Annotated in this window: 26 protein-coding genes and 2 pseudogenes; 22 read left to right on the top strand and 6 right to left on the bottom strand. The window is 43.4% G+C overall.

Annotated features, from left to right (window positions below):
* The first annotated feature begins 155 nt into the window (after positions 1–155).
* The 5 genes from EH243_RS08065 to EH243_RS08045 all read left to right on the top strand — a co-directional run bounded on the left by EH243_RS08065 (position 156) and on the right by EH243_RS08045 (position 4,442).
* Positions 156–2,132, top strand: a complete 1,977-nt coding sequence (locus tag EH243_RS08065; RefSeq protein WP_206441559.1) for a copper resistance system multicopper oxidase — start codon at positions 156–158, stop codon at positions 2,130–2,132.
* Positions 2,129–2,992 carry a copper resistance protein B gene (locus EH243_RS08060; protein WP_164549071.1) on the top strand — a complete coding sequence of 288 codons (864 nt, stop codon included), beginning with the start codon at positions 2,129–2,131 and terminating at the stop codon, positions 2,990–2,992. Before EH243_RS08065 ends, EH243_RS08060 begins: the two co-directional genes overlap by 4 nt.
* 49 nt (positions 2,993–3,041) lie before the next feature.
* Positions 3,042–3,341 (top strand): hypothetical protein, encoded by a 300-nt coding sequence (locus EH243_RS18585; RefSeq protein WP_206441557.1) that lies wholly within the window; start codon positions 3,042–3,044, stop codon positions 3,339–3,341.
* 74 nt (positions 3,342–3,415) lie between these two features.
* Positions 3,416–3,988: a c-type cytochrome gene (locus tag EH243_RS08050; RefSeq protein WP_126158142.1), complete on the top strand. Its 573-nt coding sequence runs from the start codon at positions 3,416–3,418 to the stop codon at positions 3,986–3,988.
* A 40-nt stretch (positions 3,989–4,028) separates the two neighbouring features.
* The gene (locus EH243_RS08045; protein ID WP_206441555.1) at positions 4,029–4,442 is read left to right on the top strand and encodes a c-type cytochrome; all 414 of its coding nucleotides are present in this window, start codon (positions 4,029–4,031) and stop codon (positions 4,440–4,442) included.
* Between the two features lie 217 nt (positions 4,443–4,659).
* Here the strand turns inward: EH243_RS08045 and EH243_RS18875 are convergent, their stop codons facing one another.
* Together EH243_RS18875 and EH243_RS18520 are read right to left on the bottom strand one after the other, a co-directional pair.
* The gene (locus EH243_RS18875; protein WP_126158320.1) at positions 4,660–4,914 is read right to left on the bottom strand and encodes an EAL domain-containing protein; all 255 of its coding nucleotides are present in this window, start codon (positions 4,912–4,914) and stop codon (positions 4,660–4,662) included.
* 469 nt (positions 4,915–5,383) lie between these two features.
* Positions 5,384–5,551 carry a hypothetical protein gene (locus tag EH243_RS18520; RefSeq protein ID WP_164549070.1) on the bottom strand — a complete coding sequence of 56 codons (168 nt, stop codon included), beginning with the start codon at positions 5,549–5,551 and terminating at the stop codon, positions 5,384–5,386.
* A 646-nt stretch (positions 5,552–6,197) separates the two neighbouring features.
* On the opposite strand from EH243_RS18520, the gene EH243_RS08035 reads away from it, so the two are divergent.
* From EH243_RS08035 to EH243_RS08010, 6 genes are all read left to right on the top strand, one after another.
* The gene (locus EH243_RS08035; protein WP_126158140.1) at positions 6,198–7,163 is read left to right on the top strand and encodes a bifunctional helix-turn-helix transcriptional regulator/GNAT family N-acetyltransferase; all 966 of its coding nucleotides are present in this window, start codon (positions 6,198–6,200) and stop codon (positions 7,161–7,163) included.
* On the top strand, positions 7,160–7,915 hold the full coding sequence (locus EH243_RS08030) for an AzlC family ABC transporter permease (protein ID WP_241235023.1): 756 nt from the start codon (positions 7,160–7,162) through the stop codon (positions 7,913–7,915). Before EH243_RS08035 ends, EH243_RS08030 begins: the two co-directional genes overlap by 4 nt.
* Positions 7,908–8,228, top strand: a complete 321-nt coding sequence (locus EH243_RS08025) for an AzlD domain-containing protein (protein ID WP_126158139.1) — start codon at positions 7,908–7,910, stop codon at positions 8,226–8,228. The genes EH243_RS08030 and EH243_RS08025 overlap by 8 nt, the downstream gene beginning before the upstream one ends.
* Positions 8,229–8,323: 95 nt before the next feature.
* Entirely contained in the window at positions 8,324–8,566 is a 243-nt protein-coding gene (locus tag EH243_RS08020; protein ID WP_126158138.1) for a hypothetical protein, read from the top strand.
* 204 nt (positions 8,567–8,770) lie between these two features.
* Positions 8,771–9,244: a peroxiredoxin gene (locus tag EH243_RS08015; protein WP_126158137.1), complete on the top strand. Its 474-nt coding sequence runs from the start codon at positions 8,771–8,773 to the stop codon at positions 9,242–9,244.
* Positions 9,245–9,295: 51 nt separating this feature from the next.
* On the top strand, positions 9,296–9,697 hold the full coding sequence (locus EH243_RS08010) for an SMI1/KNR4 family protein (protein ID WP_126158136.1): 402 nt from the start codon (positions 9,296–9,298) through the stop codon (positions 9,695–9,697).
* A 113-nt stretch (positions 9,698–9,810) separates the two neighbouring features.
* Here the strand turns inward: EH243_RS08010 and EH243_RS08005 are convergent, their stop codons facing one another.
* A complete protein-coding gene (locus EH243_RS08005) occupies positions 9,811–10,764 on the bottom strand; it encodes a LysR family transcriptional regulator (RefSeq protein ID WP_126158135.1) in 954 nt (317 codons plus the stop codon).
* Between the two features lie 241 nt (positions 10,765–11,005).
* Here EH243_RS08005 and EH243_RS08000 point away from each other — a divergent pair, with 241 nt between their 5' ends.
* Positions 11,006–11,647 carry a DsbA family oxidoreductase gene (locus EH243_RS08000; protein WP_126158134.1) on the top strand — a complete coding sequence of 214 codons (642 nt, stop codon included), beginning with the start codon at positions 11,006–11,008 and terminating at the stop codon, positions 11,645–11,647.
* 67 nt (positions 11,648–11,714) lie between these two features.
* Entirely contained in the window at positions 11,715–12,272 is a 558-nt protein-coding gene (locus EH243_RS07995) for a carboxymuconolactone decarboxylase family protein (RefSeq protein ID WP_126158133.1), read from the top strand.
* Between the two features lie 262 nt (positions 12,273–12,534).
* Here the strand turns inward: EH243_RS07995 and EH243_RS07990 are convergent.
* Positions 12,535–13,040, bottom strand: a pseudogene (locus EH243_RS07990) (IS5 family transposase); the annotation flags it as partial.
* A gap of 199 nt (positions 13,041–13,239) precedes the next feature.
* Positions 13,240–13,842: a TetR/AcrR family transcriptional regulator gene (locus tag EH243_RS07985; RefSeq protein ID WP_126158132.1), complete on the bottom strand. Its 603-nt coding sequence runs from the start codon at positions 13,840–13,842 to the stop codon at positions 13,240–13,242.
* 153 nt (positions 13,843–13,995) lie between these two features.
* Between EH243_RS07985 and EH243_RS07980 the strand changes: the two genes are divergently transcribed.
* The 9 genes from EH243_RS07980 (at position 13,996) to EH243_RS07945 (ending at position 19,310) form a co-directional block, all read left to right on the top strand.
* Entirely contained in the window at positions 13,996–14,376 is a 381-nt protein-coding gene (locus EH243_RS07980; protein ID WP_126158131.1) for a hypothetical protein, read from the top strand.
* 66 nt (positions 14,377–14,442) lie between these two features.
* The gene (locus EH243_RS07975; protein ID WP_126158130.1) at positions 14,443–15,354 is read left to right on the top strand and encodes a haloalkane dehalogenase; all 912 of its coding nucleotides are present in this window, start codon (positions 14,443–14,445) and stop codon (positions 15,352–15,354) included.
* A 10-nt stretch (positions 15,355–15,364) separates the two neighbouring features.
* Entirely contained in the window at positions 15,365–16,105 is a 741-nt protein-coding gene (locus EH243_RS07970) for an SDR family oxidoreductase (RefSeq protein ID WP_126158129.1), read from the top strand.
* 79 nt (positions 16,106–16,184) lie between these two features.
* Entirely contained in the window at positions 16,185–16,829 is a 645-nt protein-coding gene (locus EH243_RS07965) for an SDR family oxidoreductase (RefSeq protein WP_126158128.1), read from the top strand.
* A 52-nt stretch (positions 16,830–16,881) separates the two neighbouring features.
* Positions 16,882–17,604 carry a DNA alkylation repair protein gene (locus EH243_RS07960; RefSeq protein WP_277600706.1) on the top strand — a complete coding sequence of 241 codons (723 nt, stop codon included), beginning with the start codon at positions 16,882–16,884 and terminating at the stop codon, positions 17,602–17,604.
* A gap of 20 nt (positions 17,605–17,624) precedes the next feature.
* Positions 17,625–18,119, top strand: a complete 495-nt coding sequence (locus EH243_RS07955; RefSeq protein ID WP_126158126.1) for an alpha/beta fold hydrolase — start codon at positions 17,625–17,627, stop codon at positions 18,117–18,119.
* Complete coding sequence (locus tag EH243_RS18515; protein WP_164549069.1) at positions 18,116–18,259, top strand: hypothetical protein; 144 nt, start codon at positions 18,116–18,118, stop codon at positions 18,257–18,259. The genes EH243_RS07955 and EH243_RS18515 overlap by 4 nt, the downstream gene beginning before the upstream one ends.
* 75 nt (positions 18,260–18,334) lie before the next feature.
* Positions 18,335–18,523 (top strand): hypothetical protein, encoded by a 189-nt coding sequence (locus EH243_RS07950; protein WP_126158125.1) that lies wholly within the window; start codon positions 18,335–18,337, stop codon positions 18,521–18,523.
* 121 nt (positions 18,524–18,644) lie between these two features.
* Positions 18,645–19,310 (top strand): DUF4336 domain-containing protein, encoded by a 666-nt coding sequence (locus tag EH243_RS07945; RefSeq protein ID WP_126158124.1) that lies wholly within the window; start codon positions 18,645–18,647, stop codon positions 19,308–19,310.
* Positions 19,311–19,442: 132 nt separating this feature from the next.
* Here the strand turns inward: EH243_RS07945 and EH243_RS07940 are convergent.
* Positions 19,443–20,027: pseudogene (locus tag EH243_RS07940) on the bottom strand (IS5 family transposase); the annotation flags it as partial.

Genomic DNA, 20,027 nt, shown 5'->3' with positions numbered 1-20,027 from the left:
CAGCATTACCCAAAGATTACAGCTTTGTCATCTTTGGGTAATGCTGCCGTTAGTTGGGGTGAGGTAGAGTAATGAAATTAAAAATTAGTATTTATAAAACATAGCGGCCACCCATTATCTACATAATAGGCGGCTACTACGGAGCACTCGATAAGATGAAACAAGACGAATCTGCGTTTATGTCCCGCCAGCGTTTTTCTAGAAGGCTTTTTGTAAAAGGCCTCGCAGCGGGCGGTATCTTATCAGCGATGCCAAAGCTGCTCTATGCTAACACTAATGATACTCGCTTGGGATCAGCTCCTGTACTAAGCGGCCAGGAAATAAATTTAGTGATAGCAGAAACCCCTGTAAATTTTACGGGTGTTACACGCACGGCTACTACTATTAATGGTTCCATTCCGGCCCCGACACTTCGTTTACGTGAAGGTGACGAGGTGACTATTCGTGTTACTAACCGATTGATGGTTCCTACCTCAATTCATTGGCATGGAATTATTCTTCCTTACGAGATGGATGGCGTGCCAGGTATCAGTTTTCGTGGTATAGCGCCGCAAGAGACCTTCGTTTACCGTTTCACATTGAAGCAAAGCGGTACCTACTGGTATCACTCGCATAGCGGCTTTCAGGAAATGACCGGTATGTATGGAGCAATCATTGTTGAGCCACGTCAAGACGAATCAATTAAAGCAGGTCAAGATCATGTGATACTGCTATCAGACTGGACCGATGAAGACCCGATGTCTGTGTTTGCCAAATTGAAGGTGCAAAGTGATTTTTATAACTTCAATCAGCCAGTAGTCGGTGACTTTTTAAAAGATGCATCAACGCTTGGAACCACCGGTGCGCTTGAAAAGCGCAAGATGTGGAATCAGATGCGGATGAGCCCTACGGATTTAGCGGATCTTTCAGCAGCAACCTTTACCTATTTGATGAACGGTATGACGCCTGCCGGTAACTGGAACGGGCTTTTCAATAGAGGTGAACAGGTGCGTCTGCGCTTCATCAACGGCTCCAGTAATAGCTTCTATGATGTTCGCATTCCAGGCTTGAGTCTCAATATTGTACAGGCCGATGGTCAGAGTGTTAAACCGGTAAGCGTAGATGAGTTTCGATTTGGTCCCGGTGAAACCTATGATGTAATTGTCGAACCTGAAGAGGATGCATACTGTATTTTTGCACAAAGCATGGACCGAACAGGTTACGCACGCGGTACCTTATCTGTGCGTCCGGGAATCGTGGCGGCGGTGCCGGAGCTTGACCCCGTTGAATGGCTCGACATGACCGACATGATGGGAGCCATGGATCACAGTGCGATGGGGCATGACATGAAAGGTATGGACCACAGTACGATGAAAGGCATGGATCATAGTGCCATGAAAGACATGGATCATAGTGCCATGAAAGGCATGGACCACAGTGCCATGAAAGACATGGATCACAGTGCCATGAAAGGCATGGATCATAGTGCCATGAAAGGCATGGATCATAGTGCCATGAAAGGCATGGATCATAGTGCCATGAAAGGCATGGACCATAGTGCCATGAAAGGCATGGATCACAGTACGATGGGACATGGCAATCGTTCGAATTCTTTGGCTAAGCCTTCACAAACGGTCCGACATGCCAGTACTGAATATGGGCCGTCTGTCGATATGCGAGTGGATACACCGCGTACTAATCTGGATGATCCGGGTATTGGACTGCGTAACAACGGCCGTCGAGTATTAACACTGTCGGACCTGCGTTCCGCGACGGGCGTGTTGGATGATGATCGTGCACCAACACGCGAGATCGAACTGCATTTGACCGGAAATATGGAGCGGTATAGCTGGTCTATTGATGGATTAGAGTTTGGTCAGAGTACGCCTATATCGCTGCATCATGGTGAGCGAGTACGGGTAATTTTACAGAATGACACGATGATGACCCATCCGATGCATTTACATGGTATGTGGAGCGATATTGAATCTGAAGAGGGTGATTTATTAGTGCGTCGTCATACTATTTCGGTACAACCCGCACAGCGTGTTAGCTTTTTGACAACACCACATGACTTTGGTCGCTGGGCGTGGCATTGCCATCTTCTTTTTCATATGGATGCGGGTATGTTCCGCGAGGTGGTTGTGTCATGAAATCAATTAATTTTATTGAGATGTTAAAACCGCTGGCGATCATTACCACTATAGCAATGAGTGCGAGCCCAATACTGGCATCTGCTGCCAGTGCTGATACACAAACTGAGGCAAAAGCGCAGGGCGGTGAAGCGCCGGCCAATGCTCGCGACCCACATGCCTACTCGGATGGCTATACTCTAGAAAAAGGCCCCTATGCATTGGCAGGGCCACGCCAGCTTAAATTGGCTGACGAGCATAAATTCTGGGCGATTCAGGGAGACAGGATTGAGTATAACGACGAGAGTGAATCCGGCGTATTTGATCTTCTGGGTTGGTATGGAACAACCTATGATCGCCTGACGATCAAATTGGAAGGTGATATTGCCAATGGCCGTCTGGAAGAAAGCCAGACAGATATTTTATGGAGCCATGCGTACAATGCATATTTTGATACACAACTTGGAATACGGCTTGATCAGTACGATGAAGGTATTGATCGACAATGGCTTGCTGTTGGACTACAAGGCCTAGCGCCATACTGGTTTGAATTGGACATGACCGCCTATCTTGGCGAGAGTGGGCGCACTGCTCTTTCACTTGAGGCGGAATATGAGCTATTACTGAGTCAGCAGTGGATTCTACAACCACGCGCTGAGATGAGTTTTTATGGGCAGGATGATATCGAAAACGGGTTAGGCAGTGGTCTTACTGATACCGCTTTAGGGCTGCGGTTACGTTATGAAATTACTCGTCAATTTGCACCTTATATAGGTGTCGAATGGACAAGTAAGTTTGGTGAAACTGCTGATATCGCTCGGGCCGCGGACAACTCCGTTCGTGATGCCCGTTATGTCGTCGGTGTGAAGTTCTGGTTCTAAGGGCGCTTTAAAAGATCACATACTATTAAAAATAAATTAGGCATTAACAATGAAGAAACAACTTAGCGTATTAATCGCTGCACCTGCACTTATGCTGGCGTTCGCTGCACAGGCTCATAGTGAAAAAGAGCATATGAAAACAGCAGAGAATCCTGACTGTGCGGCTATGAGTACAATGGATCATAGCAAAATGGATATGAATGATCCTGTCTTGATGGCAATGATGCAGCAGTGCATGAGCACCATGCAGCATGAGCCGGTCAAAGCAGAAAGCGCATCTCATGGCCATGATGGTCAGATGACTGAGGAGGGAAAGCCGGGTCATCATGATAAAGCGTCATCTCAGTAAATAAATTATAAAAACAGCTATTTGAATTGACCTTTACCGCGACCGGTAAAGGTTTTTTCGGCGGAGGTTACTTGATGGCCGTTTTAAAAAAAGACGCTTGTTTCAAGCGACTGTTAGTTATGGCTGGTGCAACTATAGGCGCAATAATGATAGGGGGCGTGGTATTTCTTTATTCAGGTTTATATTCGATGGGGGCAGACGATCCTCACTATGACGTTACAACCTGGGCACTAGAAACATTACGTGAAAGCTCGATTGCTCGGGCATCGCAGAACATCGTAGTACCTTCGAATATTAGTTCAGCTGATCGTTTACTCAAAGGCGGTGCGGACTACAATGATATGTGCGCAGGCTGTCACCTCAAACCGGATAAAAGCGAAAGCGATTTCACCTTAGGTTTGTATCCAGTGCCGCCAAATTTAGCAGATATTTCACGTGTTGATGGTAATGAAAAGGCTGAAGATCAGCGAAATTTCTGGATTATTAAACACGGGATTAAAGCTTCCGGGATGCCCGCCTGGGCTCCAGGGCATGATGATGAGCGTATCTGGAACATGGTAGCGTTTCTCAAGCGTTTGCCTGATCTGACGGCAGCTCAATATCAGATCCTTACTGCTCGTGGAAAAAATGATACCGGACATCATTAAATAACATGATTAACAAGGCCGGATAAAAAGGTTGATGACAATGAATAAGATAAAATGGGCACTCGGGATAATTGTTATGGGCTTTGTTCTGAATAGCCAGGTTACATTGGCAGAGCACTTTAATGGTCATGTCGATGTTAAGGTCGGCGCTTTGTCGGCCGCCGCCGAAAAGGGACAAATAACTTTTAATCGTACCTGTGCAGCCTGCCACGGTAATAATGGTGAAGGATCCCTTAAAGGGCCTCCTTTAATTCACAGTATTTATAATCCTGGACATCATTCTAATCAGTCGTTTTATTCCGCTGTACGAAATGGCGTGCAACAACATCATTGGCCCTATGGTGATATGCCCGCTCAAAAAGAGATTGCTTTTTCAGAGATGGCAGCGATTATACAGTTCGTACGTGAAGTCCAGCAGCAAAATGGTATCGTACTTCAGGAACATAAAATGTAATAGTAACGCTGGAATTTAAGCTAAACTCTTGTATATGGCCTTCTTTTTGAAAGTCACACCATCAAACCTAATTCACGCGCAATCTTTACATCTGTCGGATACAGTGGAGCTCTTCCAGGCACTCGTTGGAATAGGCAATGTAGTGGTCAACTAAAACTGCCCACCACTTTAAAGTGGCAAGGTCTATTCAAACCAAAAATGAAAATTTCACGGCAAGTCATTCAGAGGAAGTAGAACTACTTTTCATTTCCCAGGCAGGATCTGGCTTCCATTGTTCGATCCGTTTTTTCACTTCTGCCTCAGGTATTGGACGAGCAATACCGTATCCTTGCGCTAACTCGCAGCCCATTGAAAGTAAATGGGTTGCATGCGCAACGGTCTCGACTCCTTCAGCTATGACTTGTCGGTGGAAAGCTGAAGCTAGACCAATTACCCCCTTAACGGTGGCCTGCTCATCTGGGGTATTTAGCAGTTATAGCATGAGCGACTATTATGAAGGAGTACTTAGATAAATACCGAAGATGAAAAACTTATCTAGCACACCATACTCCCCTGAGGCTCGGGAAATTAGGATTAGCTCAGGCTTTGGTGATTTTTAGATCTTCAATTCTAGTGGAGCACCGATGATACTCCAGTTTCCATTAGCTCACGAAGATGAATTGCTCGCCAGTGTTTTAGCTCGCTTCATCACACGGGAAGGCTTGAGGGATGATAAAGTGGCGCTGGAGGTGTTTTTGGGTCTCGTAATATTGTGCCTTCAGCCTTATTACCGGGGCATCTCGGTGAGTTGTTAATACGAGGATGAAGGTGTGCGACAAGCAGAGAAACGATTGAATTTAAGACCAAGAAAGTGCCTTGGATATAGGTAGCCAGAAGACACCTTTCGATAATTGCTTCATGCGTATAATTGTAATCTGGCAACAGTTTTCCGGACACATTTCTTAAGCTCCCTTTGACGGCGGTTCATCAAAGAAAAACTCAACATCATCATAATTAAACTCGTGTCTGGCCGCTTTTTTCAGAATAACTGAATGGGTATCGACAACCTGTACATCAGTACGGCTCACTTTTTCAGGAAAGTAATAATCAGTCTTCTCCATAAAAGCCATTATCATGCCTTGGGGTCAACTTGAAGCTGTTATTAACCCTTCTATCCCAAAGCAGGGAAAGGAAGGAGACCTGATCCGCTATCAACGATGTTTTGTATTCACGGCATGCAGCATAGACATTCCATAGAAAGTCTTGGCGACGCGCTTAGACATAAATTTGTATCTTCCTGCCTCTAAGATATTTGTGACTTATTCAGTGCTAGAGAGGTTTTTCAAGAAGGGGTAGCTTGTCAGTAACATGTAAGCGTAATAGCTTGGTCGTATTAGCTTTTTTCGTTTGGTTGGTTTCGCAATAAATCATAATTGGAATAATAAATCAGATAGATCCTCCATAACGTGTTTTCAGAGAAGGCAATGATGCATGATTACGTTGTTGTTCGTACTTAAGTTTTACCTGTCTTTAGAGAAGAGTCTCACGTTAAATTTAAAAGGTTCATTTTGAAAGATCATCATAAATTAGCTGTAGTCCTTGGTGTATAAGGTCTGTAGCGATTTAAACAAGAGTGAGATCGAATCTCAATCTTAATTGAAATCATCAAGGGTTTTCATACCCTCCTTTTTTATTGTAAAATCCGTAACCAGTTACGTAATTAGTGTTGTTAAAGCTTTTTTACCGATAGATGTCAGTTATTTGGATTGAGGTGGTATGGATTACATGAAGAGTTTTGGCAGCCTGTCCCTTGGCAGTCGGTTAAAACGGTTGTCGGACCGCCTAGTGCAGGATGTTATCCGGCTTTATCAAAGTCAGGGTATTGAGCTTAATCCGAGTTTTTTCCCACTGTTTAACCTGTTGCATCAGCAGAACGCGATGACGGTCACCGAGGCCGCTGAAAAGCTGGCGGTGAGTCATCCGGCAATCAGTAAACTCGCCCGTAAGATGCAGCAGGAGGGCTGGTTGAGCAAAACAGTAGACCCCGATGATGAAAGGCGACAGCTATTGGCGTTAACGCCGCAGAGTGACGCTTTATTCGAGCAGATAGCGCCCGTATGGCAGGCGATTGAAAACCATCTCGACGGATTGATCGGTGCTCAGCAATACCCGCTATTGGATTCGTTGGCCGAGTTTGAAACCTTGCTCAACGAGCAGGGATTCTATGAGCCGGTGTTACAACAGCTAACACGACGTCATAACAGTGAGCAGGTAACGATTACGGGCTGGAATGATCAATATCGCGATGATTTTAAGACGCTTAATCTGGCTTGGTTAAACCATTATTTTGCCGGAGAACTCACCGATAGGGATCGCCAAGCACTGGATAATCCTGAAGGTTATTACCTCGCACGGGGGGGCTATATCTGGTTTGCCCGCAATCAAGCGGATAACAAGGTGATGGGTTGCGTGGCACTGGCACGGCATAGCGATGGTCAGTATGAAATTTCTAAAATGGGTGTGGATGATGCCTGGCAGGCGGTCGGTGTGGGGCGGCGGTTATTGCTGACGGCGTTAGATAAGGCGCGTGAACTGGGTGCTACAGAGGTGTTCCTTGAAACCTCCAGTAAGCTTGAAAGGGCGTTGCAGTTATATCGCAATCTGGGCTTTAGACAGGCCGATCATCCGGCTGGGGACTCCTATTACCCCAGAGCCGATATCTATATGAGGTTAAGTTTGTGACTAGTTATACCGAGATCAAGCAGGATCTACGTGCCATTCAGCGACGAGAGATGCTAGGTGGTGCTAAGGCCACCATCCCCTTGATTATTGGCGCAATCCCCTTTGGCATTATCTTTGGCACTCTGGCCGGCCCGAGCGGTTTATCGGCTTGGGGAGCATTGGCGATGTCGGTCATTGTGTTTGCCGGCTCTGCTCAGTTTATTGCGTTGGGCTTAATGGCGGCAGGTGCCGCAGTGCCGGTGATTATTGCCACGACCTTTGTGGTGAATCTACGGCATATTCTCTATGCCGCTAACCTAGTGCCCAAGGTGGCTCATCTGCCCCATCGTTGGCGGGTGATGATGGCCTTTGGTTTGACCGATGAGACCTTTGCTGCCGTCAGTAACCGTTTTATGCTGCAGCAAAACACCGAACATGCGCACTGGTTCTATCTCGGTTCTTGGTTGGCGATGTATGGTAACTGGATACTCTGCACGGGGTTGGGTATCGCCTTAGGTGAGCTGTTTCCGGATATGACCGACTGGGGATTAGATTTTGCCATGTCCGTGACTTTTATCGGCATGGTGGTGCCTTATCTGAAAACCAAACCGATGTGGGGGGCAGTGATTGTCTCTGGGGCGATTGCCATGGCCACCTTCGGCATGCCCCACAAGCTCGGTTTAATCGTAGCGGCGTTGTGCGGCATCGCAACCGGTTTATCATTTCATCTCCTACTGAAACGCAGTTCTGCGCAGGAGACTCACCATGACTGAAGTGTTGTTGATCGCCGGTATGTTTATGGCCACCTTTAGTGTGCGCTATGTGTTATTTGCCGTTGCGGGAAAGGTGCGTTTTCCCCCTTGGTTAACAACCGGATTGAGCTTTGTGCCGCCCGCGGTGTTAACCGCCATCATTGTGCCTGCGGTGCTATTGCCCCGAGGCGAACTGTGGCTAAGGTTCGATAATCCTTGGTTGTTGGCCGGCGTGTTTGCGGCACTGGTCGCCTTCTGGCGTCGGGATCTATTGACCACCATTGTGCTGGGGATGTTTTGTTTTATGTTGTTACGTTTCGGGTTTGGGTTATAACATTGAGGAACGTGCTTATCGCATCAGTGGAAGGTAGTTCTGCTATCCTTAAAGCATCAATTTGTATTTGGCGAAGTTCATAGGGAGAGTGGGTGATGAGATTAATCGTATTAATGGTTGTGGTACTCATTGTTGGCTTGCTGACACTTCAACAGATGGCGCCTAAGGACGAGCCTTCGGTATCAACTGAACCTCATGATGCTGCGGAAGATTCAACCATACCGGCTGTACCGACCCGTCCCAATGAGATTAAGCAGTTTAGTCAAGATATGGATCAATATATCCAAGATGAGATGGCGAAAAGGGTAGAGGCGATGGAAGCGGCCACCAAGCAGTAAGGTTGTGGTTATGATCTCTCTGCTTAACGGTTCTGAAGACGGTACTCTTGAATAGGCCATGTATTTTAGCGGCCATCGGCGCTTTAATTATCGGTGAGTGAGGCGCTGTTTCGCTTTCTTTATCGCATGAAATACTGGATGATCTGCTTTTATGTAATATCTGTATAACTCAGCATTCGATCACATCTTTTATAGGTAACGGTTATGATTCAAGTAGGCGATAAAATTCCAGCTGTCAGTGTTAGCACTATCTTTGCGGGTGAGACCGCAGCGGTGAGTACCGAGCAACTGTTTGCGGACAAGAAAGTAGTGTTGTTTGCGTTACCTGGCGCGTTTACGCCGACCTGTTCGTCATCCCATCTGCCCGGTTATATCGTTAAAGCCGATGATATCTTCAGCAAAGGCGTTGATCTGATCGCCTGTCTTTCTGTTAATGATGCCTTTGTCATGAAGGCTTGGGCCGAATCACAAAATGCTGAACAGATTACCATGGTTGCCGATGGCGGCGCTGAGTTAACAAAGGCGCTAGGACTGGAGATGGATAGCGGTTCCTTTGGTGGTGTGCGTTCGCGCCGTTATGCCATGATTATCGAAGATGGCGTGGTAACAGCCCTCAATGTTGAAGAGCCTAAAACCTTTGAAGTCAGTAGTGCTGAAGCTATACTTGAACTGCTCTGAAACGATTCAGTTGAGTCAGTGGTCAATACATAAAAGGTTTGTGGAAAAGTTATGCAAGATGTAATTGATGCGATACGTGACGCTAATATTGATGTTGTAACACCGTTAGAGTTGCCCGACTTTGATGACGTCGTGGCCGCAGAGGAAGATATCTGTGTGCCGCTTTATCCAGACTTCAAAGAGTTTCTGTTGACGGTCAGTGATGTCATCTGCGGCTCTCTTGAGCCGGTAACGGTAGCCGATCCATCTTCCCATACCCACCTACCCGAAGTGGCAGCTTATGCCTGGTCTATCGGTTTGTCCCGTGAACAGACGCCGATCTGTGCCCATGACGGCGGCTTTTATGCCGTCACGATCGATGGTGCGGTGGTCTATTGGACACCCGAAAGCGGTGAGATAGAGGAATGGACAACGGTTTGGGAGTGGGCTAGAGAAGTTTGGCTAGTTAGTTGATTTATAAAGATTTTTTGACGAAAAACGGTTCCTAGGAACCGTTTTTTTTTGTGTCAGGGTATTTAAATTTTAGACAAAGGCCCGCGGGGATTCATATAATAAGTGCGACACTGTCAACATTGGTGATTGCAGCCATCGTTGAATAAAGCACGAGGTGTAAGCACCGGAGTATCCCTAATCTCATCCTGCATCATTTCAATAAACTTATTGACTAGCAGGGTGGGATTACGATGCGGATACATGGCATATATACCACCAAAGAAATCCGGAAACTGATAGTTCGTTAACAGCGGCACTAAACCTAATTCACTCAGCGGTTTATCCAACATATAACGTCCCACCACCGCAAAGCCCAGCCCCGAACGCACCGCATCAATAATCAACTCTGGCTCATTCACCCGATAATGTCCCTGAAACTCCCACGACTTGGTCTCGCCACTGCTAAGGTCTTCAACGATCGGAATGCGATTCACAACCAAGCCATCACTGGCATAAAACACCGCAGGCAGCTTCACTAATTCTTCTGGCGTTTCTGGTTGACCGTGTTCTTTAATAAAGTCTTCTGACGCTAATAACACGGGATGATTATCCGCGAGCTTCTTAGCGATTAGATTGGAATCATCGAGCTTACCGATTCTAAACGCTAGGTCAAAACGATCTTCGATGAGGTTTAGTTTTTGATTATCCAGCGTCAGGTGAATATGCGCTTCAGGATAAGTACGCATGAATTTTTTAACCACTTTATGCACGTACAACTTACCAAATAAGGTGGGACTGGTAATCCGTAGCAAGCCCTTCGGTTCGTTATGAAAATTTTCCACAATCCGGTAAGTATCTGAAACGGTCTGCCTGACCGACTCGGCCTGTTTTAGCACTTCTTTTCCGGCCTCAGTGAGCGATAATGAGCGCGTAGAACGGTTTAGCAAACGAATCCCTAGCTCCTTCTCCAGAATCATAATCTGCTTTGACAGGGCTGAGCGATCTATCTGTCTCAGATTGGCTGCTTTAGTGTAAGAGCCCTGTTTTACAACATCTAAGAAGAGATCTAGTCTTCTGGCAATATCCATCTCTGTCGTCCTGCTTAAGTCTATTATTTCTGTTGGGTTGTCGTCTGGACAGCCATGATTCCAACATTCATTTGAGAGTGTGATTAAAGCTCAAATTCAGGATGATCATATTACACCACAAAATCTAATTGTTTCCTTTTTTGCCTCAATGATAGGTGAAAAACTCTGATTATCTCTTGGAGTCATTACGCCACAATAAGCTCCATGATGAATTTTCCTCACTGTAGAGAGGCGGTTAACAATGGAAAAAATTAGAATTGATTTTGTCTCTGATGTGGTTTGTCCGTGGTGCGCCATTGGCTACAAACGCTTGGAGCAAGCAATGGCTGAAACGGGTTTACAAGACGATGTGGAGATTGTTTGGCATCCGTTTTTTCTAAACCCTGATATGCCGGAAGAAGGTGAAAACAATAACGACTATGGTGCTAGAAAATACCACCGTAGCTTGGAAGAAAGTCGTCTTAACCGTGAGCGGATTGCTGCGATGGCTAAAGACAATGGACTGACGTTTAACCTGGATGACAACACACGGGTCATTAATACCTATAAAGCACATGCTGCTCTGGAATATGCCAGACAGCTTGGTAAGCAAACTGTATTGAAGGAGCGTCTGTTTAATGCCTTTTTTACGGAGAAAAAAGATATCTCAAAAACAGACGTGCTGGAGCAGGAAATGCGAGCTGTTGGCATAAAAATGAATGACTCGGCAGATGTATTTAATAACCCTGAAATACAAAGCTACATTGAAGCCGAGGTTTCAAAGTGGCAGTCCATGGGGATTTCTTCTGTACCAACGATGTTTTTCAATCAGAAATTAAGGGTTAACGGTAGCCAAACCATTGAAGGCTATAAGCAAATATTAACAGAAGCTATGGGTCAGTAGGCCCACTTGGCTCAATGGTCGCTACTTCAGCAAACTTACAACAAAACAAATTAAGAGATTTTTAAAGATGACTACATTTACTATCCATAATCTTGAAACAGCACCAGAAAAAAGCAAACCGCTACTGGAAGCATCACTTAAACAAAATGGCATGATTGCTAACTTGCATGGTGTGTTGGCTGAGTCGCCAGAATTACTCATCGCCTACCGCGAACTCAATGACCTATTCGTTGCTTCCTCTTTCGATGCTGAGGAGCTAACGGTGGTATGGCAGACAATTAATGTCGAGCATGGTTGCACTTACTGCGTACCTGCGCATACGGTCATTGCAGGCATGATGAAGGTTGATCCGGCGTTGACCGAAGCACTGAGAGATCAAAAACCAATGCCCACAGCAAAGTTACAAGCCTTACAGGATATGACGCTGAGTATCGTGCGCAATCGCGGCAATGTGGATGATGTGGCAGTCGCTGAATTTTTAGCAGCAGGTTACGCGCAGCGTCAAATATTGGACATTATTTTAGGCGTTTCTCAGAAGGTGATCAGTAACTACGTGAATCACATTGCAAAAACACCACTTGATACCCCATTCCAAAAATTGGCGTGGCGAAAGAAAACATCATAAGTATTTACAGAAAATGATCTCAAATAATCCCAGTCGCACTGGGAGCCATTAACCTATGCTACTGTTAATCATGCTGACCTCTGACTGGTATTGTTAACAGATACAGTATGGCTCTAGCTTTCAGCTAACGAAGCTACGATTAATAAGTCGTAAAACACCCAACCTCTCTTTTTCAAATAAAAAAGCACAAGATTCCATCTGTTTGGATGCTTTTCACCACTAAACAAGCTTATTTAGCCTTGTTTAGTGGATTTTGAACGGATTAACCCCTTGCTACCCGTATCATCTGATCAACTCTAAACACATTAGCTAAGGCAAACAGCATCGCCAGTTTGTTGTCGTTTTTCGCCAGCCCTCGATAGATCACTTTCCTAAAGCCAAACTGTCGCTTTATGATCCGAAACGGGTGCTCTACTTTTGCTCGGATACTGGCTTTGAGGTATTCTGTTCGGATTGGTTGCTTGTTTATTCTCGAGTGTTTATTTAAAAGACGGACCTTGCTTGGCCCTTTCTTTTTATAAACAGTGCAATCAGCCAATCCGCCTCGATGCTTTTTAATTCCTCTCGTTTTTGTGCACCTCGATAACCTGAATCCGCCGAGATAAAGCGTTCCTCACCATGAAGCAGATTTTCTGTCTCTGTGATGTCATGTACGTTGGCGGCTGTTGTACTTAAACTGTGCGTCAGGCCTGTTCTCGCGTCTACACCAATATGAGCTTTTAAACTGAAAAACCACTGCTTACCTTTTTGAGTCTGGTGCATCTCTGGGTAATCCCCCCGAAAAATAATAGTGCTTAAAAGTAGAATTTTCTCGTAATCTATACGCAGGAGGTTCTGCATGAAAAAGTCACGTTATACCGATAGCCAAATCATGGCGATCCTAAAGCAAGCCGAAGCGGGTACGCCAGCGCCTTGTTAAACTATAAATTTATATCCAACATTAGTTCGACATAATTATTAATCAATTTTAACCAAGGATAGAATTCAAACTATGATCAAGGACTGACTTTAACTCTTCTTCCGATTTACCAGCCTTTGCTTGAACGGCAATGCCATAACTAATTGACAATAGATACGTAGCAAGTTTTTGAGCTGTTTGGCCTTGGGGCATATCCGTCTTCGCAATCTCAGACGCGAATAAACCTGTCAATGTTTGCTGAGTTTCTGTTCCTAATTTCTTCATATAAACAACCGCATCTTCTGGAAACGCAACACTATCTGATTCATTAAGACTCTTTACAAGCAAACATCCACGAGGCGTTTCATCGCTGGTGAATAGCTCAATAAGCCCATAGAAACAAGCTTGTAACCGCTCCTTTAATGTTGCATTTGATGGCTCTACTAGGTGTCTGTAGTTAACTTCTACATATTGTTTTTGATAATGTGCCAAAGCATCTTTGAACAATTGCTCTTTATTGACAAACGTGCCGTACAAACTCGACGTATTAATGCCAAGCTCAGAAGAAAGATTAGCAACAGAAGTACCCGAGTACCCATTGGCCCAAAATAACCGCATCGCTTTATCTAAAACGACCTCTTTATCAAACGCTCTTTTTCGTCCTGCTTTCACTCTGTGGCCCTTAAAAATAATATTAATTAACTCTATTTTGAAGCAGTCACTTCAAAATGTCAATTCACCCTATTGACATTACAAAGCGATCGCTTCACAATTAACTCAATTCTGAAGCGATCGCTTCATAAGTGTAAAATAAGTGAACTAGAAATGTTTAAAAAATTCGTACAAATTACGGCGCTATTCAACTTTCCAATCGCACTAGGCATGATTATTTCAGCGCTGATGGCACCTCAAGCAGACACGTTAATTATCACGGTGGTATTGGGCGTATCTTTTATGCTTATGGGCGCTACGTTACTTTGGGCTACTTCAGACATTAAAACCCGTGCACCTCTTATTGTTTGGAACGGATTGGTAAGAATGGTCGGCTTTATCATAGTTACATATGCCGCTTCATTAGGCTTGGCACCAAAGGTATTTATCTTTATTTCAGTCATGGATCTTATTACCGCCTTTGTTTACATCATTGGCAGTATGCGCGTATCTGGACTGTCTTTTAAATCGCTATTTTTAGGCAAAACCCAGTAGCTTATAAATTAATAATTTTAGCATTGATAACATTAACTTAAGCAAACTACTTTCAGGAGAAATATTATGACGATTAAAGCACTAAGAACACCAGAAGAAAGATTCTCTGTATTACCGGCTTTTCCTTACCAACCTAACTACATTGATGATTTAGCGGGTTTTGAGTCTTTACGTATGGCCTACATCGACGAGGGTGATTCATCATCCGAAAACACTTTTTTATGTTTACACGGTGAGCCTTCATGGAGCTACTTATATCGAAAAATGATCCCAGTATTTACGGGAGCTGGTCATCGTGTTGTTGCGCCTGATTTGTTTGGCTTTGGTCGTTCAGATAAACCTGTTGATGAATCGGTCTATACCTTTGATTTTCACCGTGACAGTTTAATGCAATTGATTGAACGCCTTGATCTGAAAAACATTACGCTGGTCTGTCAAGATTGGGGCGGAATTCTAGGGTTAACAATCCCAATGGATATGCAAGATCGATTCAAAAATTTGATTGTTATGAACACGGCAATAGCGGTGGGTGAAAGCGCTTCGGAAGGGTTTTATCAGTGGCGAGATATGTGCGCTAATCTGCCCGAAATACCTATCGGTGGTTTATTTGCATGTGACGCAGGGCCAGCCGTATCCGTGATGGATGTTGTTGCTTATGACGCGCCATTTCCAGATAACAGCTATAAAGCAGGCGTAAGACGCTTTCCTGCCATGGTGCCTGTAGAGCCAACAATGGATGGTGTTGAACTTGGAAAACGCGCAAGAGAGTTTTGGTCAAAAGAGTGGAACGGTCAAAGCTTCATGGCTATTGGCATGAAAGATACGGCATTAGGCGAAGGCCCGATGGAGTACTTAAGAAGCTTTATTAAAGGCTGCCCTGAGCCCTTAAAAATTGCAGAGGCAGGACACTTTGTTCAGGAATACGGTGTTGAAATTGCAGAAAAAGCGCTTGTTCACTTAGAAATGAATAATAAATAGGCTATATCCAATGAATACAAATATTGAAAATAAAGTCATTGTTATAACGGGTGCTAGCAGTGGTTTAGGTGAAGCAACTGCGCGTTTTCTGGCTCAAAAAGACGCTAAAATCGTATTGGGTGCGCGTCGTAGTGAAAAACTAGCAGCTATCGTAAACGATATTCGTGCTCAGGGTGGCGAAGCTGAATATGTCACGATGGATGTCACCAAATCCGATCAGGTTAAAATGCTTGTCGACAAGGCGATTGAGACTTTTGGACGCTTAGATGTCATGGTCAATAATGCCGGCTTGATGTCGATTGCCCCAATGGCTGAGGTTAAGGTTGATGAATGGGATCGCATGGTCGACATTAATATCAAAGGGGTCCTTTACGGTATCGCCGCTGCACTTCCCGTGTTTACCAAACAAAATAGTGGTCACTTTATTAATCTCGCTTCCGTTGCTGCACATAAAGTTTCACCGGGTTCGGCTGTCTATAGCGGTACAAAATTTGCGGTTAAAGCGATAACAGAAGGATTGAGAGCGGAAGTGGGTGGCAATATACGTACAACGCTATTATCACCTGGCTTAATTGATTCTGAATTAAAATTCGGTAGTTCGGATGAAGCCACCTCTCAATTTGTTCAAGATATTTATAAAGACGCCATTCCTGCGTTATCTATTGCCAAAGCTGTCGCCTATGCGATTGAACAACCAAATGATGTCGATATTAACGAAATTATTATCAGACCCACTATTCAAGATTTCTAATCTAATGTGAGTTGATCCTGCCTTTTTATATATCGTTTGGCAGGTCAACTTGAAACAGTTGCTTTCAAAGGTATAACAAATGAAAAAAACACTCGTTATTGGCGCTAATGGTCAGATTGGTAAAATAGTGGTTGATCTACTTCACAATCAGGATCGCCCAGTTGTCGCAATGTTTCGTAGCAAACAACAAGCTGAGAAGTTAGAAAATATGGGTGTAGAGGTTGTTGTTGGCGATCTTGAAACTGATTTTGAACACGCTTTTAAGGACTGCGATAAAGTAGTATTTAGTGCTGGTTCTGGCGGTAATACAGGCTACGATAAAACACTTTTAATAGATTTATGGGCAGCAAAAAAAGCAGTTGATTATTCTTTAAAGGTAGGCATACAACATTTTGTAATGGTAAGTGGTTTAGGCGCACAAGACCCTGACGAATTTGAATCAGAAATAAAACCCTATTTGGTGGCAAAGTATTTTGCCGATCAGTACCTATTATCCAGTGGCCTAAATTACACTATTCTTAGACCGGGAAGCCTGACTAATGATAAAGGCAACGGGCTCATAACAACCACGTGTTCAACTTCTACAAATGATTTATTCATTAGCAGAGAAGATGTCGCTAAATCAATAGAGTATTGCATTAATCGCGACGAAGTCAGTAACCAGATATTTCAACTTTATCATGGTAATGAAGTGATTATCACTGCATTAACCGCAAGCAATTAATTTATAAGGAACGGTTGGTCATTTCTTTAAATCAGCATTAGCGAAAGAAGCCATAAATAGTAGAGTTTTAAATAATATGCAAAACTACCTTCAAGAAATAGAAACAATCACTTCTAAAGCAGGAGAAACCGTTCCTTTACAAAGGAAAGCTTTTGAAAGAGGTTTTTCTTTTAAGCACATGTCTTTTTATGAACAACTAGCGATATGGAGTTATATCTGGACGAACACAAAAATGTATAGAGCAGAAATGTTTTGTTTGTATTTCTTGGAGGAGCATATTAAAAACAAAGATGAAATGCTGGCCGCTTGGCCCACGATTAAATTATGGCAAGACAAAATTAATCGATGGGAAACAAGCGATAGTATTTCAAAAATATACGCTCAATTAGTAGAATATGATGCAGAACTAATTTTGCCAACGTATAAAAAATGGAATACATCTACAAACCCATGGCATAGAAGACAAAGCATAGTAGGTTTACTTTATTACAGCGCTCATAGAAAACACTATTTACCTTTTCAAGTACTTATAGATTTGGTAGCACCTTTAATTTCTGACAAAGCTTATTATGTCGAAAAAGCAGTAGGTTGGACACTTAGAGAAATAGGAAATATATACCCTAAAGAGCAGGAAAAATTTCTATTGGAAAACGCAACTAAAATATGTGCTTATGGATATAGCGCGGGTACAGAAAAGTGGGATAAAACAAAACGGGAAAAACTGAAGCAAATTAGAAAAGCAGCAAGAGTTTTAAATCGCAAAAATTCAATTTAAATATTTGAAAAGGAATAAGCATGTTAAACAACAAACCAATATCAGCAGCGTTTCCTTTTGAATCTAAATTTCAAGCAGTATTAGATTCTAAAATGCATTATGTCGATGAAGGAGACAAAAATTCTAAAGATACTTTTTTACTCATACACGGAAACCCTACATCAAGTTATTTATGGCGAAACATCATTCCGTATGTAAGTGCCTTAGGTCGTGTGGTTGTTCCTGATCTTATTGGAATGGGTAAGTCTGACAAGCCTGATATAGATTATACATTTGAAGACCATATTACCTATTTGGATGCGTTTATTGAAAACTTAGGGCTGAAAAACATCATTCTAGTCATTCAAGATTGGGGCTCTGCTTTAGGTTTTAATTATGCCAATCAGCATAGAGAAAATATAAAAGGGATTGTTTTTTTGAAGCTATGTCTCAAGTTTCTTATTGGAAAAATACGACTAAAGAGACAGAAACATTATTTAAAAAATTTCGTGACCCTGCAGAAGGGCATGAAATGATTGTTAAAAACAACTTCTTTATTGAAGCTATGCTACCCATGATGGCGGGCAGAGAATTAACTCAAGAAGAAATGGACCATTACCGAGCCCCTTATTTGGAAGAAAAGAGCCATAAACCACTGCTTATGTGGCCTGGTTAAATTTCGTTTGATGGCGTTCCAAAATTTACCACTGACATTGTTAATTCATATAATGAATACCACAAAAATTCAGATGTGCCTAAGTTGTTATTTTATGCAGAGCCAGGACTAATCATTAATCGAGAATTAGGTGAGCATATCGCTGAAACGTGGAAAAATATTACTGCAGTAGATTTAGGTGAAGGAAAGCATTATCTACAAGAGTCGCATCCACACGAAATTGGTGAAGGTATTGTCGATTGGTATAAAAAAGTTATTAAATAAACACTAATTATAGGGCTAGTGGTCAAATAGAAAAATGCTTAAGCGTTATATTGGGTAGACTACGGAACCATGAGCAGATTTATTTGACCACTATAATTTGACCACGACAAAGGAAGTACCAATGGCAGCTAAATTATCCAAGTTTGAAGCAGTTGATGGCTCTGCTACATTATATACTGCCACCAAAAATAGCCTTAGATGCACGGCTATTAAACTAAGAACAGGTGGCGTTTGTTTATATAGTCCAGTGTCAGGCCTCAGTGAAGAGGCTAAAGATAGCCTAATCGAATTAGGCGAAGTCCAATATTTACTCGCCCCCAATACCTACCATAATGCTGGTTTGGTAGAGTACTCAAAAGCCTACCCAAAAGCGCATCTGGTGGCATCTGAGAGTGCTCATGCACGCTTGACTAGCAAGACAGGACTAACGTTCAAAGGGTTATCATCGCTAGCCAGTGCACTACCAGACGGGCTTACCTTGGAAGAACCCAGTGGTTTGAAAAATGGTGAGGTTTGGCTCATCGAATCAGCGCAGATAGGGCATATTTGGCATGTTGTTGATGCCTTTTCTGGCCAAAAGTATACCGAAGGCCCCCTATGTGACATTGTAAAAATGAGTAAAGTATTTCCTGATTTTGGTATTAAAGATCGAAAAGCATTTGCTAACGAAGTAATGAGACTTATTGAAATTTCCCCACCTGAAGTTTTGCTACCTTGTCATGGTGTTTTAATTAAAACGCCAGAGCTAGCTAATCAGATTCGGAATTTAATACTCGAACTTGGCTAGGGAAACTACGATTAAGAAGACGCAAAACACTCAACCTCTCTTTTTCAAATAAAAAGCACAGGATTCCACCTGTTTGATGCTTTTCACCACTAAACAAGCTTATTTAGCCTTGTTTAGTGGATTTTGAACGGACTATCCCCTTGCCGCTCGTATCATCTGGTCAACTCTAAACACATTAGCTAGGCGAACAGCATCGCCAGCTTGTTGTCGTTTTTCGCCAGCCCTCGATAGATCACTTTCCTAAAGTCAAACTGTCGCTTTATGATCCGAAACGGGTGCTCTACTTTTGCTCGGATACTGGCTTTGAGGTATTCTGTTCGGATTGGTTGCTTGTTGATTCTCGGGTGTTTATTTAAAAGGCGGACCTTGCTTGGCCCTTTCTTTTTATAAACAGTGCAATCAGCCAATCCGCCTTGATGTCTTTTAATTCCTCTCGTTTTTGTGCGCCTCGATAACCTGAATCCGCCGAGATAAAGCTTTCCTCTCCATGAAGCAGATTTTCTGTCTCTGTGATGTCATGTACGTTGGCGGCCGTTGTACTTAAACTGTGCGTCAGGCCTGTTCTCGCGTCTACACCAATATGAGCTTTAAAACCGAAAAACCACTGCTTACCTTTTTGAGTCTGGTGCATTTCGGGATCCCGTGCTTTCGCTTTATTCTTGGTTGAACTGGCCGCTTCAATAATGGTGGCGTCGACAATCGTGCCTTCTTTTAGAT

Source organism: Amphritea opalescens (assembly GCF_003957515.1).
GTDB lineage: Bacteria > Pseudomonadota > Gammaproteobacteria > Pseudomonadales > Balneatricaceae > Amphritea > Amphritea opalescens.
Note: the sequence above shows the minus strand (reverse complement) of the source record. Positions and strands in the feature narration are given on the sequence as shown.

Bases quoted from the DNA above. Each gene is read 5' to 3' on its own strand.
- EH243_RS08025 (WP_126158139.1), top strand. From the start codon at position 7,908: ATGACTGAAGTGTTGTTGATCGCCGGTATGTTTATGGCCACCTTTAGT.
- EH243_RS08045 (WP_206441555.1), top strand. From the start codon at position 4,029: ATGAATAAGATAAAATGGGCACTCGGGATAATTGTTATGGGCTTTGTT.
- EH243_RS07955 (WP_126158126.1), top strand. From the start codon at position 17,625: ATGTTAAACAACAAACCAATATCAGCAGCGTTTCCTTTTGAATCTAAA.
- EH243_RS08020 (WP_126158138.1), top strand. From the start codon at position 8,324: ATGAGATTAATCGTATTAATGGTTGTGGTACTCATTGTTGGCTTGCTG.
- EH243_RS08015 (WP_126158137.1), top strand. From the start codon at position 8,771: ATGATTCAAGTAGGCGATAAAATTCCAGCTGTCAGTGTTAGCACTATC.
- EH243_RS08065 (WP_206441559.1), top strand. From the start codon at position 156: ATGAAACAAGACGAATCTGCGTTTATGTCCCGCCAGCGTTTTTCTAGA.
- EH243_RS07995 (WP_126158133.1), top strand. From the start codon at position 11,715: ATGACTACATTTACTATCCATAATCTTGAAACAGCACCAGAAAAAAGC.
- EH243_RS07965 (WP_126158128.1), top strand. From the start codon at position 16,185: ATGAAAAAAACACTCGTTATTGGCGCTAATGGTCAGATTGGTAAAATA.
- EH243_RS07975 (WP_126158130.1), top strand. From the start codon at position 14,443: ATGACGATTAAAGCACTAAGAACACCAGAAGAAAGATTCTCTGTATTA.
- EH243_RS08000 (WP_126158134.1), top strand. From the start codon at position 11,006: ATGGAAAAAATTAGAATTGATTTTGTCTCTGATGTGGTTTGTCCGTGG.
- EH243_RS18585 (WP_206441557.1), top strand. From the start codon at position 3,042: ATGAAGAAACAACTTAGCGTATTAATCGCTGCACCTGCACTTATGCTG.
- EH243_RS08005 (WP_126158135.1), bottom strand. From the start codon at position 10,764: ATGGATATTGCCAGAAGACTAGATCTCTTCTTAGATGTTGTAAAACAG.
- EH243_RS08010 (WP_126158136.1), top strand. From the start codon at position 9,296: ATGCAAGATGTAATTGATGCGATACGTGACGCTAATATTGATGTTGTA.
- EH243_RS07970 (WP_126158129.1), top strand. From the start codon at position 15,365: ATGAATACAAATATTGAAAATAAAGTCATTGTTATAACGGGTGCTAGC.
- EH243_RS18520 (WP_164549070.1), bottom strand. From the start codon at position 5,551: ATGGCTTTTATGGAGAAGACTGATTATTACTTTCCTGAAAAAGTGAGC.
- EH243_RS08060 (WP_164549071.1), top strand. From the start codon at position 2,129: ATGAAATCAATTAATTTTATTGAGATGTTAAAACCGCTGGCGATCATT.
- EH243_RS18515 (WP_164549069.1), top strand. From the start codon at position 18,116: ATGATTGTTAAAAACAACTTCTTTATTGAAGCTATGCTACCCATGATG.
- EH243_RS08050 (WP_126158142.1), top strand. From the start codon at position 3,416: ATGGCCGTTTTAAAAAAAGACGCTTGTTTCAAGCGACTGTTAGTTATG.
- EH243_RS07980 (WP_126158131.1), top strand. From the start codon at position 13,996: ATGTTTAAAAAATTCGTACAAATTACGGCGCTATTCAACTTTCCAATC.
- EH243_RS07945 (WP_126158124.1), top strand. From the start codon at position 18,645: ATGGCAGCTAAATTATCCAAGTTTGAAGCAGTTGATGGCTCTGCTACA.
- EH243_RS08035 (WP_126158140.1), top strand. From the start codon at position 6,198: ATGGATTACATGAAGAGTTTTGGCAGCCTGTCCCTTGGCAGTCGGTTA.